The 13,301-nt window shown below is 72.6% G+C and carries 16 protein-coding genes; 7 read left to right on the top strand and 9 right to left on the bottom strand.

The window, feature by feature from the left end:
• Positions 1 to 110 precede the first annotated feature (110 nt).
• The 3 genes from ACFZBD_RS06080 to ACFZBD_RS06070 form a co-directional block, all read right to left on the bottom strand.
• Complete coding sequence (locus ACFZBD_RS06080; protein ID WP_391138481.1) at positions 111 to 1,064, bottom strand: YhjD/YihY/BrkB family envelope integrity protein; 954 nt, start codon at positions 1,062 to 1,064, stop codon at positions 111 to 113.
• A complete protein-coding gene (locus ACFZBD_RS06075) occupies positions 1,064 to 1,744 on the bottom strand; it encodes a phosphatase PAP2 family protein (RefSeq protein ID WP_391136247.1) in 681 nt (226 codons plus the stop codon). The genes ACFZBD_RS06080 and ACFZBD_RS06075 overlap by 1 nt, the downstream gene beginning before the upstream one ends.
• A 248-nt stretch (positions 1,745 to 1,992) precedes the next feature.
• A complete protein-coding gene (locus tag ACFZBD_RS06070; protein ID WP_391136244.1) occupies positions 1,993 to 2,643 on the bottom strand; it encodes a DUF4360 domain-containing protein in 651 nt (216 codons plus the stop codon).
• A 535-nt stretch (positions 2,644 to 3,178) separates the two neighbouring features.
• Here ACFZBD_RS06070 and ACFZBD_RS06065 point away from each other — a divergent pair.
• Positions 3,179 to 3,451, top strand: a complete 273-nt coding sequence (locus ACFZBD_RS06065) for a DUF3253 domain-containing protein (RefSeq protein WP_391136242.1) — start codon at positions 3,179 to 3,181, stop codon at positions 3,449 to 3,451.
• Between the two features lie 80 nt (positions 3,452 to 3,531).
• On the opposite strand, the gene ACFZBD_RS06060 is transcribed toward ACFZBD_RS06065, so the two are convergent.
• Positions 3,532 to 4,116 (bottom strand): hypothetical protein, encoded by a 585-nt coding sequence (locus tag ACFZBD_RS06060; protein WP_391136239.1) that lies wholly within the window; start codon positions 4,114 to 4,116, stop codon positions 3,532 to 3,534.
• 92 nt (positions 4,117 to 4,208) lie between these two features.
• Between ACFZBD_RS06060 and ACFZBD_RS06055 the strand changes: the two genes are divergently transcribed.
• Positions 4,209 to 4,415: a hypothetical protein gene (locus ACFZBD_RS06055; protein ID WP_391136236.1), complete on the top strand. Its 207-nt coding sequence runs from the start codon at positions 4,209 to 4,211 to the stop codon at positions 4,413 to 4,415.
• Between the two features lie 104 nt (positions 4,416 to 4,519).
• Here the strand turns inward: ACFZBD_RS06055 and ACFZBD_RS06050 are convergent, their stop codons facing one another.
• Positions 4,520 to 5,425, bottom strand: a complete 906-nt coding sequence (locus tag ACFZBD_RS06050; RefSeq protein WP_391136233.1) for an NAD-dependent protein deacetylase — start codon at positions 5,423 to 5,425, stop codon at positions 4,520 to 4,522.
• Positions 5,426 to 5,485: 60 nt separating this feature from the next.
• Here ACFZBD_RS06050 and ACFZBD_RS06045 point away from each other — a divergent pair, with 60 nt between their 5' ends.
• Both ACFZBD_RS06045 and ACFZBD_RS06040 read left to right on the top strand, forming a co-directional pair.
• Positions 5,486 to 5,965, top strand: coding sequence for a diadenosine tetraphosphate hydrolase (locus tag ACFZBD_RS06045; protein WP_391136230.1), 480 nt, complete (start codon positions 5,486 to 5,488; stop codon positions 5,963 to 5,965).
• Positions 5,966 to 6,102: 137 nt separating this feature from the next.
• Entirely contained in the window at positions 6,103 to 6,579 is a 477-nt protein-coding gene (locus tag ACFZBD_RS06040) for a hypothetical protein (protein ID WP_391136227.1), read from the top strand.
• Between the two features lie 37 nt (positions 6,580 to 6,616).
• Here the strand turns inward: ACFZBD_RS06040 and ACFZBD_RS06035 are convergent, their stop codons facing one another.
• From ACFZBD_RS06035 to ACFZBD_RS06025, 3 genes are all read right to left on the bottom strand, one after another.
• On the bottom strand, positions 6,617 to 8,266 hold the full coding sequence (locus tag ACFZBD_RS06035; RefSeq protein ID WP_391136224.1) for an ADP-ribosyltransferase domain-containing protein: 1,650 nt from the start codon (positions 8,264 to 8,266) through the stop codon (positions 6,617 to 6,619).
• An 88-nt stretch (positions 8,267 to 8,354) separates the two neighbouring features.
• Positions 8,355 to 9,023 carry a macro domain-containing protein gene (locus tag ACFZBD_RS06030; RefSeq protein WP_391136221.1) on the bottom strand — a complete coding sequence of 223 codons (669 nt, stop codon included), beginning with the start codon at positions 9,021 to 9,023 and terminating at the stop codon, positions 8,355 to 8,357.
• Positions 9,024 to 9,193: 170 nt separating this feature from the next.
• Positions 9,194 to 10,105, bottom strand: a complete 912-nt coding sequence (locus ACFZBD_RS06025) for a YhjD/YihY/BrkB family envelope integrity protein (protein ID WP_391136218.1) — start codon at positions 10,103 to 10,105, stop codon at positions 9,194 to 9,196.
• A 262-nt stretch (positions 10,106 to 10,367) separates the two neighbouring features.
• Between ACFZBD_RS06025 and ACFZBD_RS06020 the strand changes: the two genes are divergently transcribed.
• Positions 10,368 to 10,913, top strand: a complete 546-nt coding sequence (locus ACFZBD_RS06020) for a DUF4326 domain-containing protein (RefSeq protein ID WP_391136215.1) — start codon at positions 10,368 to 10,370, stop codon at positions 10,911 to 10,913.
• A gap of 113 nt (positions 10,914 to 11,026) precedes the next feature.
• Here ACFZBD_RS06020 and ACFZBD_RS06015 read toward each other — a convergent pair whose 3' ends face one another.
• Positions 11,027 to 11,458, bottom strand: coding sequence for an SRPBCC family protein (locus tag ACFZBD_RS06015; RefSeq protein WP_391136212.1), 432 nt, complete (start codon positions 11,456 to 11,458; stop codon positions 11,027 to 11,029).
• 440 nt (positions 11,459 to 11,898) lie between these two features.
• On the opposite strand from ACFZBD_RS06015, the gene ACFZBD_RS06010 reads away from it, so the two are divergent.
• Entirely contained in the window at positions 11,899 to 12,318 is a 420-nt protein-coding gene (locus ACFZBD_RS06010) for an SRPBCC family protein (RefSeq protein ID WP_391136209.1), read from the top strand.
• Between the two features lie 128 nt (positions 12,319 to 12,446).
• On the top strand, positions 12,447 to 13,271 hold the full coding sequence (locus ACFZBD_RS06005; protein WP_391136206.1) for a methyltransferase domain-containing protein: 825 nt from the start codon (positions 12,447 to 12,449) through the stop codon (positions 13,269 to 13,271).
• The last annotated feature ends 30 nt before the right edge of the window (positions 13,272 to 13,301 follow it).

The following is a 13,301-nucleotide window of genomic DNA, read 5'->3' as shown; positions in this document are numbered from 1 at the left end:
CCCCGAGCCGTCCGCGCGCCGCCATCTCGCCGGGACTCTACCGGGAGTGCGGGGACGCCCCGGGCCCTGCGCGCCAGGCACGCGGAGGACCCGGGCCGGACGAGGACGGGTCAGACTCCGGGGTCCGGCTGGGCCGGCTCCGGCACTCCCGCCCGTACGGCTTCCAACTGCGCGGCGAACGCCACGCCGATGAAGAGGGCCAGGGAGGTGAGGTAGGACCACAGCAACAGCGCCATGATGGCGCTGAGGGGCCCGTACACGCTCGTGAAGGAGCTGCTGGCGCTGACGTAGAGGCTCAAGCCCCAGGTCGCCGCGTTCCAGAGCACCAGATAGAGGACGGCGCCGAAGGCGAGCCAGGTGTAGCCGGGCTGGTCGCGGCGGGGGGAGAGCCGGAAGATGGCGCTGGTGGCCAGCACGGCCAGCAGGACTCCGGCCGGCCAGCGCAGGGCCTCCCAGGCCTGGATGGCGCCCGGCCCGAGGTGGTAGACCTCCGCGAACGCCTGGGTGAGGTGCGAGCCGAGGACCGTGAGGAGGAAGCTCAACCCCAGGGGCAGGCCCGCGAGGACGGCCATCAGCGCGCCCCGGAGGTACTTGTGCAGAAAGGGGCGGTCCCGCTCGGTGCCGTAGATGCGGTTGGCGCCGCGCTCGACCTGGCACAGACTCGTGGTGACGTTGGACAGCGAGAACAGCAGGCCGAGCCAGAGGGCCGCCTGCCCGCCGTCGCCCGCGTGTTGCCGGCTCAGCCGCAACGCCTCGTCGACCATCTGCTGGCTGGGGCCGCTGGTGATCCGGCGGATCGTCAGTTCGGCGACCCGTCCGATGCCCTCCGTGTGGAGAGCGCCCGACAGGCCGATGGCCGCGATGGCGAGCGGCACGAGGGAGAGGACCGTCTGCAGCGCCAGGGCGCGCGAGTGGCTGAAGCCGTCGGCATAGCGGAAGCGTATGAACGAGTCCCGTGCCAGGCTCCACCTTCCGTACCGGCGCAGGGCGGTCCACGCCTCGTCGCCGGACAGTTCCTCTCCGAGGACGTCACGCCTCTGGGGTACGCGGGTGGCGGTGCCCATCATCGTCCTTCCTGCTGGGGCCCGGGCGGGCGGGATGTGTAGGCGTGCGGCGGCGGCGCGAGGGGACGTGGCGCGCGAACCTCGAACGGGCGGCGGGCCGCGAGGAGCACGGCGTACGCCACGAGGAGGGTGAGGCCGCCGTTGAGCAGGCCGCCCACCACGTCGGTGGGGTAGTGCATGCCCCGGTGGATCCGCGAAAGGCCCACGGCCGCGGGAATCAGCAGCAGGACCACCGAGGCGTAGCGCCACGGGCCGCGGCCGCGGGTCAGCGCCAGCACGAACAGCCCGCCGTACAGCGCGACGGACGCGCCGACATGTCCTGAGGGGAAGCTCGACGTCGGCGGCGCCATGTCCAGATGGGGGACATCCGGACGCGGCCGCTCCACGCACGCGGTGACCACGAGGAAGACCGCCGACTGGCCGGCGACCGCCGCGCCGAGGAACAGCGCCTCCCTCCACCGCCGCCCGCCGGACAGCAGCAGAAGCGCGGCGACGAGGACCAGCGTCAGGCCGACGACGGTCTCCGTACGGGCCAGCGTCGACAGCCAGTCCGAGACCGTGTCCGCCCCCGCTCCGCGAGAGGCGACCATCGCGTGAACGATCCGTTCCTCCGCGGAGGGCAGCCGGTCGCCCACCCCCTCGGAGGTCACGGCGAGTCCCAGACCCGCCAGCAAGGCCACTTGCACGGGCACCAGAACGACGAGCCATGTCGCTCTCCCGGCCGTCCCACACCCCGTCGTCATGGAGTTCTCGATGCCCCGTCGTCGCCGGATGATGTGCCCACGGCCGCGCTCGACCTCGGAGCCGTACCCGGCGCTCGTCGGGCGAGCGGAGCTTCGGCGGAGGAGACGGAGCCCCGAAGGGCAAGGCGAAGCCCCGACCGGGAAGGGGGAGCCCGGTCGGGGCGGCAGGGGGTCGGTTCAGGAGGTCAGTTCTCGGGGCACTCCTTCCAGGCGAGGTGGTAGACGGTGTTGATGTCACCGTCGGTGGAGTCCATGGTCATGTAGCTGGTGGAAGCCGGGTTCGACGTGCCGGCGCTCACCCGGAGTTCGGTGTTGATGTTGAAGTTGCGCTGCACACCGCAGGGCGCCCACACGAGCTGAGCCCAGTCGGTGTCGTCGGTGGCCTGCCAGTTGTCCTCGTACGGTCCCCGGAAGGTGTGCGTCCGGGACGCGGTACTCGGCGAGCCCTGGAAGTAGTACGACGCCTTCTCGGTGCTGCTCGCGCCGGGGCGGAGCGACGCGTAGCCGCGGTAGTCGGCGCTGGCGATCGCGTACGTGAACCCTTGCGGCACGTGGACCAGGAGGTTGAGCTGGCAGTTCCTGCGGGCCGCCGTGGGGGAGGAGCCCCCGCCCACCTGCGCCATGTACTCGCTGTAGGTGACGGTGAAGGCGGTGTTGTCCTCGGAGACGGCGATGGCCGCGGTGCCCAGGGGACAGCCGGAGCCGTTCACGGTCGCGATGTCGATGACGATCCGGTCCGGCGGCGGGTCGACGATGGACGACGGGCCGGCCTGCGCGGGCAGCGCGGAGGCGAACAGAGCGGCGATCGCTCCGCTGACCAGCAGGGGGGCTCTCATGGTTCTCCCATCCAGTGCTTCGGTGCCGGGCGGGTGCGGGCGCACGGATGCGTCCGGCCGCGGGGCGGGGGGTGCGGCGCGCCACGGAGGCGGGCGGCCGTCACGGACCTGGTGCGGTGGATCGGTGAATCGGTGGATCGGTGGATCGGTGGATCGGGGGTTCGGTGGAGCGGCGCGAGGCGCGGGGGTGGTGCAACCGACAACGGTTGAAGCATCATGGACATGCCATGTGCGTCTCCGGTGCTCCCCACCGGTGCGGGCGGGGGTGGTCGAATGCTAGAAGCCGCGCCGCCGAAGGACAGGGGGGAGCCCGGCCAACAATGGCCCTTCGGCCGGCCCCTTCTTTGGCTCGGAACAGCGGCTGCCGCAACAGCAGCCCTCACGCGACGCACAGACCCCTTGCGTCACGGCTCCGAGCGGCAGGGCGGGCGAGGACCGGCGGGGTACCGAGGCTTCTGGTCGGCCCGGCCCCGTCGCCACCGACGGCACACGTGCCCGCGGGGCACCGGTCGACTGCCGGTGGGACACTGGCCGAGTGAGGGACAGCGAACGGCAGACGAACCGGCGCCTGGAACGAACCATCCTGGAGCTGCTGGAGCGGCGCGGTCCGACGGCGACGATCTGCCCCTCCGACGCGGCGCGGGCGGCGTACGAAGGAGACGACGACGGCTGGCGCTCCCTGATGGAGCCCGCCCGCCGCGCGGCCCGGCACCTCGTCGCGGCAGGGGAGGTCGAGATCACTCAGGGCGGCCGGCCGGTCGAGCCGACCCAGGCCCGCGGCCCGATCCGCATCCGCCGCGTCCGCTGAGACCCCCGCGTCCGCTGAGGCCCCCGCGTCCGCCGAGACGATCCGGAGCGCCTGTGCGCGCCTCGGCCTGCCCTACGCGATCACCTGCCGAACGTGAAACTCCGGGCCGGGACGAATACCTCGTGGTCGGTACGGAACAGGACGCGGACCCCCGACTCCGTCCACGTGGTGGAGTGGATCCCCTCGGCGCCCAGGGCGGCGTCGACGTCCAGCCAGTGTCCGTAGGAAAGGCTGGGGTCACGGCCGATGATCAGTCGGTAGGAGTGCCGCCCGGACGGCGTGTGCTCGTGCACCAACCCCAGAAAGTGCGGGGACCGATCGGCGTAGGCCACGGATGAGGGTGCCGTGCTCCGGTAGACCACGTCGCTCTGCGGCCACCACAGCACGGTCAGGAACGCGCCGGTCAGCAGCGCTCCGGCCACCCCGCCCAGCAGGATCCTGGCCAGCCCGGCGGCCCGGCCGGAGGGTGCGATCGGATTCTCGGGCGTGTGCGTGGCGATGATGCCCCTCCAGGACGATGGCGCTCCTCCGTACCGGACGGCCGGAGACGACTCGGAGGGAAGGACGCCGCCGGGGGCCTTCCGGTTGTGGTCGACGGCTGGGGCCGCCCGGGGTGATCGGTTCCGGTCGGGGCAGCGGTGTGTGACGGCCGAGGGGTGGGGCACTCGATGCTGTGTACGACGTGTGGACGCGAGACTCGAGTGAGGAGTCGATGATGCAGGGTGCCCCTGAGCCGGAGCTGCCGGACCGAGTTCCGGTGAGCGATGACGCCGTCACGCCCGACCTGCCCGCGGCAGGTCCCAGCGCCCCGGAGATCCGGATCCCGGGGACGGGGAAGTCCGGCGAGGACGGCGAGGACGGCTCCAAGGAGCAGGACGAGAAGAAGCGCGGAGGCGAAGAGGGCAGCGACGGCCGGCCGGCCGCCGGCCCGGGCACGCCCGCCCCGCAGGAGCCGACCGGCTGACGCGACGCCGCACCTTCCCCCGGATCGAAGCCTCCGGCCCCTTGCCGGGCCTAGCCTGCCCTGCCCGCCGTTCGCGCGCCGCGCCACCGACGCGGTACGTGCGGTCAGTCCGGAGCCGCTGTCTCGCCGTCGACGGCGACACCCAGCCCCTCGGCCACGGCGGTCAGGGCCGCCCCCAGGGGGAGCGCGACCCGCGCGGCGGCATGCCGGTCGCCTCGCGTGGGATCCCGGTTGACGATCATGACCGGCTTGCCCGCCTCGGCCGCCTGGCGGACGAAACGGAGACCGGACATGACGGTCAGCGAGGATCCCAGCACCAGGAGGGCGGCCGCCTGACGCACCAGCTCGCGGCAGTGCTCGACGCGTGCGGGCGGCACGGCCTCGCCGAAGAACACGACGTCCGGTTTGAGGATGCCTCCACAGGCCGCGCAGGGCACCACCTGGAAGTCTCCGACCTGCTCGTCGGTGAGGTCGGCGTCCCCGTCGGGGTTGATCCCGGCAGCGACCGGCCGGAAGCCCGCATTGGCCTCCGCCAGCCGCCGGGCGAGTTCACGGCGCGGACTCAGGGCGCCGCAGGACAGGCAGACGACCCGGTCCAGGCCCCCGTGGAGCTCCACGACACCGTCACTGCCGGCCGCCTGGTGCAGACCGTCCACGTTCTGCGTGATCAGCCCCGAAAGCAGCCCGTGCCGTCCGAACGCGGCAACGGCCCGGTGCCCGGCATTCGGTCGGGCGCGCCGGAACGTCCGCCAGCCGAGGTGGCTGCGCGCCCAGTACCTGCGCCGGGCCTGGTCGCCGGCGGTGAAGTCCTGGTAGGTCATCGGCGTGTGCCGGCTCAGGCTCCCGCCCACACCCCGGTAGTCGGGAATGCCCGACTCGGTGGAGATCCCGGCCCCGCTGAGCACCAGCACCCCGCCACCCTCCAGGACCCCGGCGACCGGCGCCAGGTCCGTGGTGCCCGGCGGCAGGTCCTCGGTGGAGCTCCAGCTCAATGTGGGCCGCATGCGCATGCCGCCAGGGTACGTAGGAGACGGCCTTCCGTCCTCATCACGGGCGGGTAGCCTCGCGCCATGACGGTGGACTGGCGCACGGACCGGATCGGCTCCGCGCTGCGCGGCGAGAACCCGACCGTGCTCCGGCGACTCGAGTCCGGCTTCGCGGTGATCGGCGACGTCCAGTTCCTCCCCGGCTACTCCGTCCTCCTGGCGGACGACCCGGGCGTCCAACGACTCTCCGACCTGCCGAGGCCCCGCCGGCTGTCGTTCCTCTCCGACATGGACCGACTCGGTGAAGCTGTCGAGCGAGCCTGCCGCCGGCTGGACCGAGACTTCCGCCGCGTCAACCTGGAAATCCTCGGCAACACGGACCCCTTCTTGCACGCATATGTCTGGCCGCGGTTCGCATGGGAGCCGGCCGAGCTGGCGTGCATGCCGGTGTGGCTGTATCCGCGCGACCGCTGGAAGGACGAGGCGACCCGGCTCGGACCGCGGCACGCCGTCCTGCGGGATGCGATCGGCGGTGAACTGGACCGACTCGGTTCGACGGCCTGACGGGGCCGCCCGCAGGGCCTGGAGCGCGCGCGGGATTCCCGGCTGCGAAGGGACCACGGCCGGTCGATGCGAAGATGGGGCGGGTCGGTAGAGCTGATGTGGGACGGGGAGAGGTCGAGGTGGGCGAGAAGGAGGCCGTGGCTGCCACGGTCGGGGAGCTGATCGCGGCGGCTCCGGACGGGCAGAGCGGCGCTTTGTGGCGGCTGGGCGCGGCCGGGCGGCAGTTGGACGCCAACCTGGTACGTCTCCTGCCGGGCACGGACGTCGCCGCTCACACCGAGGCCGAGGTCGACGTCCTCCTCCTCGCCGTCGCCGGCGGAGGCTCCCTCACCGTGGACGGTACGGAGCACGAGATCGTGCCCGGTGCCTTCCGGCACGTGCCGCGGGGCGCGGCCCGGGCACTGCGGGCCGGCCCCAAGGGGCTGGTCTACCTCACCGCCCACCGCAGACGTGCGGGGATGACCATCGGGAGGCCCCCCCGTTCCGAACCGCTCACGGAGCACTGCACCATGCACCTGGTGTGCGGCCAGTGCCGTCGCCACGCGATAGAGGCGGACGCGCAATTCTGCAGCAGATGCGGCACCCCCCTGACGCCCCGCCCGGTTGCCGACTGACGTCGCCCCCCGAGCGGGGCCGAGGGGGGAGACCCCCTCAGGACAGCAGGCCCTGCCCTTCCAGCTCCGTAAGACGCACGGTGCACAGCCCTCCGCGTTCCGCCTTCACCTCCGTCACCTGAAGCCGGGTCCCCGGCGCGAGGATGTACTCCTCCTCGCCCGTGAACGCGGAGAACCTCCGGATGCCGACCGCCCGCGCCGGCGTCACCTCGAACAGGGTCCGTTTGCCGCGGCTCCCGAGGAACGCCCGGGCCACGCTCAACTCCGACGTGCACGACGACACGCCCCACCACGTCACCGTCCTGCCCAGCGGATACTGCGACCGCAGGTCCAACGCCACTCCTCGCCACAGTGGCCGCGTGTGCGCCGGCAACGCCTCCATCGCGGAGCACAGCAGGCGCAGATAGGGGAGGTACGGCTCCAGCCGCTGCCGGTCCGGGGAACGCAGCACTGCGTTAATCTCGCGGTAGAACGCCGACTCGCACGTGTACAGGTACAGCGCCGAGATCGCGTCGGCGGACAAGGCGGACCCGTCCGCCGCCTCCGCGCCCCCTGCCACGAGGGCGGTCTCACCGAACCGCCTCGACCGCTCGATGTGCGGATCCAGGTTCGCCAGGACGTGCGACACCGGTTCGAGGGCCTTCGCGAAGTCCATCAGGGGCGTGTCGAACACCCCCGTGATCGGCGGCAGGACGAGGCCCTCGTCCTTGACGCTCGTGAGCCGTTCCAGATAGAGCTGGTGGAGCTCCATCGTCGACGCGATGAACGCCCCCATCCGCTCGGCGACCGCCCCGCCCTTCGCCCCGTCGGCGCCCGCCGTCCCCTCGTCCCAGCCCTTCCGGGGCAGCCAGTCGACCGGCTCGGCCCCCACCGCGGCCAGGGCGTCGTTCACCTGAGCGAAGTGGTCTCCCTCGCAGAAGATGTCCCCCTGCGCCGCGGGATTGGCGTGGTCGACGTGGCGGACCTCGACCCCCGGGTACTTCTTCTCCAGCCGCTGGACGACCCTCTTCAGGCTCCGGGCGTGCGCCCCCCACCAGGCGAAGACCACACCCCGGTCCTCCTCCTCGGCGTCCTGCTTCGCCCGCAGGATCTCCTCGACGATCTGCTCGGCCACGGGCCGCCAGAAGGAGGTGTGGCGCTGGGTGGGCACCGCCCCGTCCGCGCTGGCGGTCAGGGACGCGTTCAGGAGCAGTACACCCTGGGTGAGCATCGCCTGGAACCACTCGGGCGGCTGAACCGTGTCCTCCTTCCGCAACAGGGCCCGCACATCGGCGATCGGGGTCTTCTTGACGATGCCGTGCTTCCACATCGCGGCGGCCTTGATGAGGCAGCGGATGCTGACCACCCGGCCGAACTGGCTGTCCTTCCAGTCGTTGAAGGTGTTGTCGAACATCGCGATGCCGGTCGCGCTCTCCGGCCGCGGATACGGGTTCTGCCCGAAGACGACCACCTTCCACTTCTCGGGCGGATGCGGCTTCAGCGCCTGGAAGGTCAACTCCCGCACCGGAACCACCTCCGGGCTGCGCTGGGGCCCGATGAACCCGGCGGCCCCCGCCTGCGCCTCGATCACCGGCGCCAGCAGCGGCAGCCACGGCTCCCCACCACCGGTGAACAGCTCGGCCAGCCCCAACGGGTCCCCGGCCGAGGCCCCTGCCCCGCCCGGCTTCGCAGCACCCGCATCGCTCATGTGGACTCCCCCGGAAAGTGGTTCGGATGGGACAGGGCCGTCACCTGCGTCCGCCCCCTGGGCGGGGCCGGCCTGCGGCAGGCTCGTGTCAGCGACGAAAGGAAGGCCGCTGCGGCACGTTGATCCGGACCCGCCGCGCGGACCCCGCTCCCTCGATGTCGTCGAGCTGGCCCAGCACCGCGGCGCGCAGCTCGTCGTAGTCCGCGAACCCGTGGTCGTGGAACAGGGTGTAGCCCGTCCACATCAGATTGGCGCACACCCCCGCGGGGACCCGCCCCGTCCGCGCGCCCATCCCCACGAGCGCCACCGACCGGATGCTGCCGGGCTTCACCCGGTTCTGCAGGTGCACGGCCTGGAACGCGGCCGCACACGCCAGCGCCACGTTCACGGTCTCGCTGACGTTCTGCGACGACTCGCGCATCGTGGGAGTCGAGATCAGGAAGCGCGGCACGGACGCCCCGGACGGCACGCATACCGCGCTGCCGATCGGCAGGCTCCCCCCGAACCGGTCCCGGATCGCCCGCTGCACCCGCACCTGGATGCCCGCCCCGAGGCGCCGCTTGACGAGGGCGTCGACGCCACCGTCCATCCGACCGCGCGCGTTCGTGGGGGAGACCCATGCGTCGACGTCCACGTCGAGAAGGGAGCCCCGCCGGATCTCCACCTCGGGCGTGTCCGCGAACGCGGACCGCCAGGCCGCCACCACCTCCTCGTTCACATCGACGAGGACGACCCTCAACGCACGCTCGTTCGCCACGAATTCCCCTCTCTCGCACAACCTCTCGAACGCATCCGAAGCTACAGCGCACCACTGACAACGCCCCTGTTCCGCCCACGGACAGCCGGGGCCTACGGGCGCTGCGTGGCGCGGAGGAGACGTACGAGAACGTCGAGGGGCCGACGAGCCGCGGGGGAGCGGAGGGCGGCTTACGCGGCCTCGGCGCAAGGGTCGGGCGTCTGCGGGCGCCGCTCCCGGTCCCGGTCCAGCTCCGCGTTGAACTGCGCACCGGCGAGAAGCACCACGTGCGAGACCCACAGCCAGACGAGGAACGCGACCACACCCGCGAGGGAGCCGTACAGGCGGTCGTACGTCGCCACATGCGCCGCGTAGAACGCGAACCCCAGCGACGCGAGCAGCCAGAGCAGCACCGCCAGGGCCCCGCCGGCCACGGTCTTCCGCACGCCGCGCCCCTCGGGCGGCCCGGACCGGAAGAGCAGCAGCACCAGGGCGACGACCACGAGCAGCAACAGCGGCCACTTCAACCCGGCCCACACGAGAGCGGCCTGATGGTCCGTCCCCGTGCCCCGCCCGATGGCCCGCGCGACCCGCTCGGCGGCCGTCAGGGTCAGGACGCCGCTGACCAGCAGGGCCAGCACGGCCAACGCCCTGAGCAGGACGGCGGGCAGCGTCCGCCACGCGGGACGGCAGTCGGGAACGCCGTACATCGCGTGCAGCGCACGGCGGAACACGGCGAGATAGCTGGTGGAGGACCAGAGGGCGGCGCCACCCGTGAGCACGACCAGCATCCACCGGACCGACGGATCCTCCTGCGGGCCGCCCAGTGCCTGCGCCAGCACGGGACGGGCCGCCTCCGGCACGAAGGCCTCCACCTGCGCGATGACCTCCTGCGGCGAGCCCGTGCCGAGCAGCGCCATGGAGAAGACGAGCACCAGAAGCGCCGGGAAGACCGCCAGGACCGCGTAGTAGGTGAGGGCGGCGGCCCAGTCCGTGAGGTCGTCCGCCCAGACGGCGACCGGCGTACGGGCCAGTGCACGGGCGTACGCCCGGCGCCCGCCCCGATCGCGCGCCGCGCCGCTCACCGGAACTCCGATCGTCATGAACCCACCGCTCCGTTCCGGCCCGCGCCCCCCGGGCCGCCGCCTCCCGAGCGTAGACCGACAGGCCCTCCTCCCTGCTGCCCTGAGACGGCGCGCTCACGCCACACAGAGGGCACGAGACCATGGGATACGGGCAGGTGAGGACGCGTCGGTGAGGCGACGCGCGGGCGCGGCGCGGAGGTCTCCCGTCGCGGGCCGCGTACCTTTCGATCTTCGGGGGCCGGCTGCGACGGTCGGGCGCTCGTCGGGGTAGGGGGCGTACATGATGACGCCCGAGACCCGCGCCCGGCTCCTGGCCGTGGAACAGCAGCTCGCCGCCCCGACGCCCCGCCCGTTGACCGGGCAGACGGCCCTCCCGATCCGACCGTCAGGAGCAGCTCCGATGCCCCACCGCGTGCAACGACGGCGAACCAAGGGGTGGAGGAAGCCCGCCGACTGCGTCATCGTCGACCGGACCTCCCGATTCGGCAATCCCTTCGGCATCGCCGACGCCGTCCGCGACTTCGGCTACACCCGGGACGAGGCACGCGCTCACGTCGTCGCCGCATTCCGGTCATGGCTGAGCGGCCATCGCGACCACTGGCTCGGCGACGAGGGCGACCGGGCACGGGAGCGCATCCTGGCGGGTCTCGACGAGTTGGCCGGCAAGGACCTGGCGTGTGTCTGCGCCCTCGACGAGAAGTGCCACGCGGACGTACTGCTCGAGTGGGCCGCCGCCCCGGACCTTCCCCGACGCGTCGCGGACGCCCGCGCTCAGGTCGACGCGTCGCGGGCCGAGCGCGGCGAAGAGCCTCTGTACGGCGCATAGCCGTCCTGCCCGACGGACGGAACCGGCGAGGCACCACAGAGGAAAGCCCGGGACCGCTCGGTCCCGGGCGTTCGTTCTCGGCCGGTTCGCCCCAGGGGGCGACAAGACACCCCCTACCGCGCGGCGGCCGCCACCTCCTCGGCCATGTGCTGGAACTGCCCCAGGTCGTAGTTGGCCAGCACCTTGTCCAGGTTGGTCAGGGCTCCGAGGTGTTCGATGAAACCTTCCGGGTCGTAGTCGATGTGGAGCGTCACCCGGCTCGTCGTGTCGCTCAGCTGTTGGAAGACGACGACGCCCGTGTGGTGCACGCCGGCCGTGGTCTTCCAGGCGATCCGCTCCTCGGCCACGGCCTCGGTCAGCTCCGCGGCGAAGTACTTGTCCGCGCCGGGGAGGGACAGCCACCACGTGAACCGCTTCTCGTCGATCCGGTCCACGCGCTCGACATGGCGGAGGAAGGTGGGCCAGCGGGTCACATCGCTCCACAGCTGCCAGCTGACGGAGACAGGGGCGTTCACGTCCACCGTTTCGAGGATCTTCGACGACATCGTTCGCGACGACCTTTCCGAGTCATGTCCGTACGGCACGCGGGGCCGAGCGCGGTCGGCGGCTCCGCGCCCGGCCCGCCTCTCCGCCGGCGGCGGGGAGACGGGCGCCCGGCACGCGCGTACCCGCGTAGGGAGTGCTCGTCTGCCCCCTCGCGCTGCGGGTACACCGTCGCCGGCGCGGTGCGGCCGTCCGCTACGGCGACCTCACCGGGCCGGCCCCCGGCCACCCTCGTGTGAGCGTTGCGCTGCGCACGTCCCCGGCCCCGGCCCGATCGCGCGAGGTCGTCGACGCGGTGTCACGATGGTGATCCCCAGCAGCGGTGACCGGGAGACGGGGCGGTCACCACCGCACCGGTCGCGATCGTCGAGGAGCGCGTGCGCCGCATGGACAGGTCCGGCATCACCCAGCCTTCGTCGACGACCGGGCCGGCGAGGACGCGATGGCGGTCCTGACGCTGCGGGCCACGGGCCCGGCCCCCGCCGAGGACGTGTGGTCGTGCTACATCGCCCCGGCCCGCTGGCCGACGTGGTCGCCGCAGATCAGAGCGGTACGGGTCGCGGGCGAGCGGATCACGCCCGGCATGCGGGGCGAGGTCGTCTCCCTCTTCGGTGTCACCGCGGGCTTCGTCGTGGAATCCGTCGACGAGCGACGGCGGCGATGGGTGTGGCGGGTCGCCCTCGGTCCGGTGCGTCTCCGGCTGCACCACGCGGTGCTCTCCCGGCCCGGCGGCTCGGCCACGACCCTGCGCATGGAGGGCCCGGCCGTCGCCCTCGCCGCGTACGCCGGTCCCGCTCGCTGGGCCCTGGGCCGCCTGGTCCGCGGACGCCGCGCCCGGGCTCCCCGCCCACCGCACCCGTAAGACGAAGCGCCGGGCGCACCGGGCGCGCATCGCCGCGGGTGCGTCGTGCGCCCCCCCGGGGCCGCGCGCTCCGACGTCACCCTCTTGGCCCAGATTCCAGCGCCCCCGCGAGCGTTAGATATAAGGACATGACCAACGAGAATGCCGCACCCGACGCCGTGAAGGCGAAACACCGTGCGATGTGGGCGCTGGGCGACTATCCCTCCGTGGCGTCACAGGTCATCCACGAGTTGGGTGGCGAGCTGGTACGAGGGTGCGGCGTCCGCCAGGGCGACCGCGTCCTCGACGTCGCGGCGGGCTCCGGGAACGCCGCCATCCCCGCCGCCCTCCTCGGCGCCGAAGTCGTCGCCTCCGACCTGACGCCCGAGCTCCTGGAGGCCGGACGGGACCTCGCCGGGGTGCGCGGCGCCCGACTCGAGTGGCGGGAAGCGGACGCGGAAGCGCTGCCCTTCACCGACGGCGAGTTCGACACGGTGATGTCCTGCGTCGGCGTCATGTTCGCCCCGCACCACCAGCAGGCCGCCGACGAACTGGTCCGCGTCTGCCGCCCGGGCGGCACGATCGGCCTCATCAACTGGACCCCCGCGGGGTTCATCGGGCAGATGTTCGCGACGATGCGCCCCTACGCCCCACCGCCGCCGCCCGGTGCGCAGCCGCCGCCGCTGTGGGGCGACCCGGACCACGTGCGCACCCTGTTCGGGGACCGCGTGACCGACGTCGACGCCCGCAGGCAGCCGCTGCACGTCGACCGGTTCTCGCGGCCGGAGGAGTTCCGGGAGTTCTTCAAGACCTGCTACGGACCGACCATCGCTACGTACCGCTTCATCGGCGAGGACCCGGAGCGCGTCGCCGAACTCGACGCGGCCCTCGACGACCTGGCCGCGAAGCACCTCTCCGACGGGGCGATGGACTGGGAGTACCTCCTGATCACGGCCCGCCGCAGCGCCACGTAGGAACACCGGCCGGGGCGGACGCTCCGAAGG

The organism is Streptomyces sp. NPDC008121, from assembly GCF_042957155.1.
GTDB lineage: Bacteria > Actinomycetota > Actinomycetes > Streptomycetales > Streptomycetaceae > Streptomyces.
Note: the sequence above shows the minus strand (reverse complement) of the source record. Positions and strands in the feature narration are given on the sequence as shown.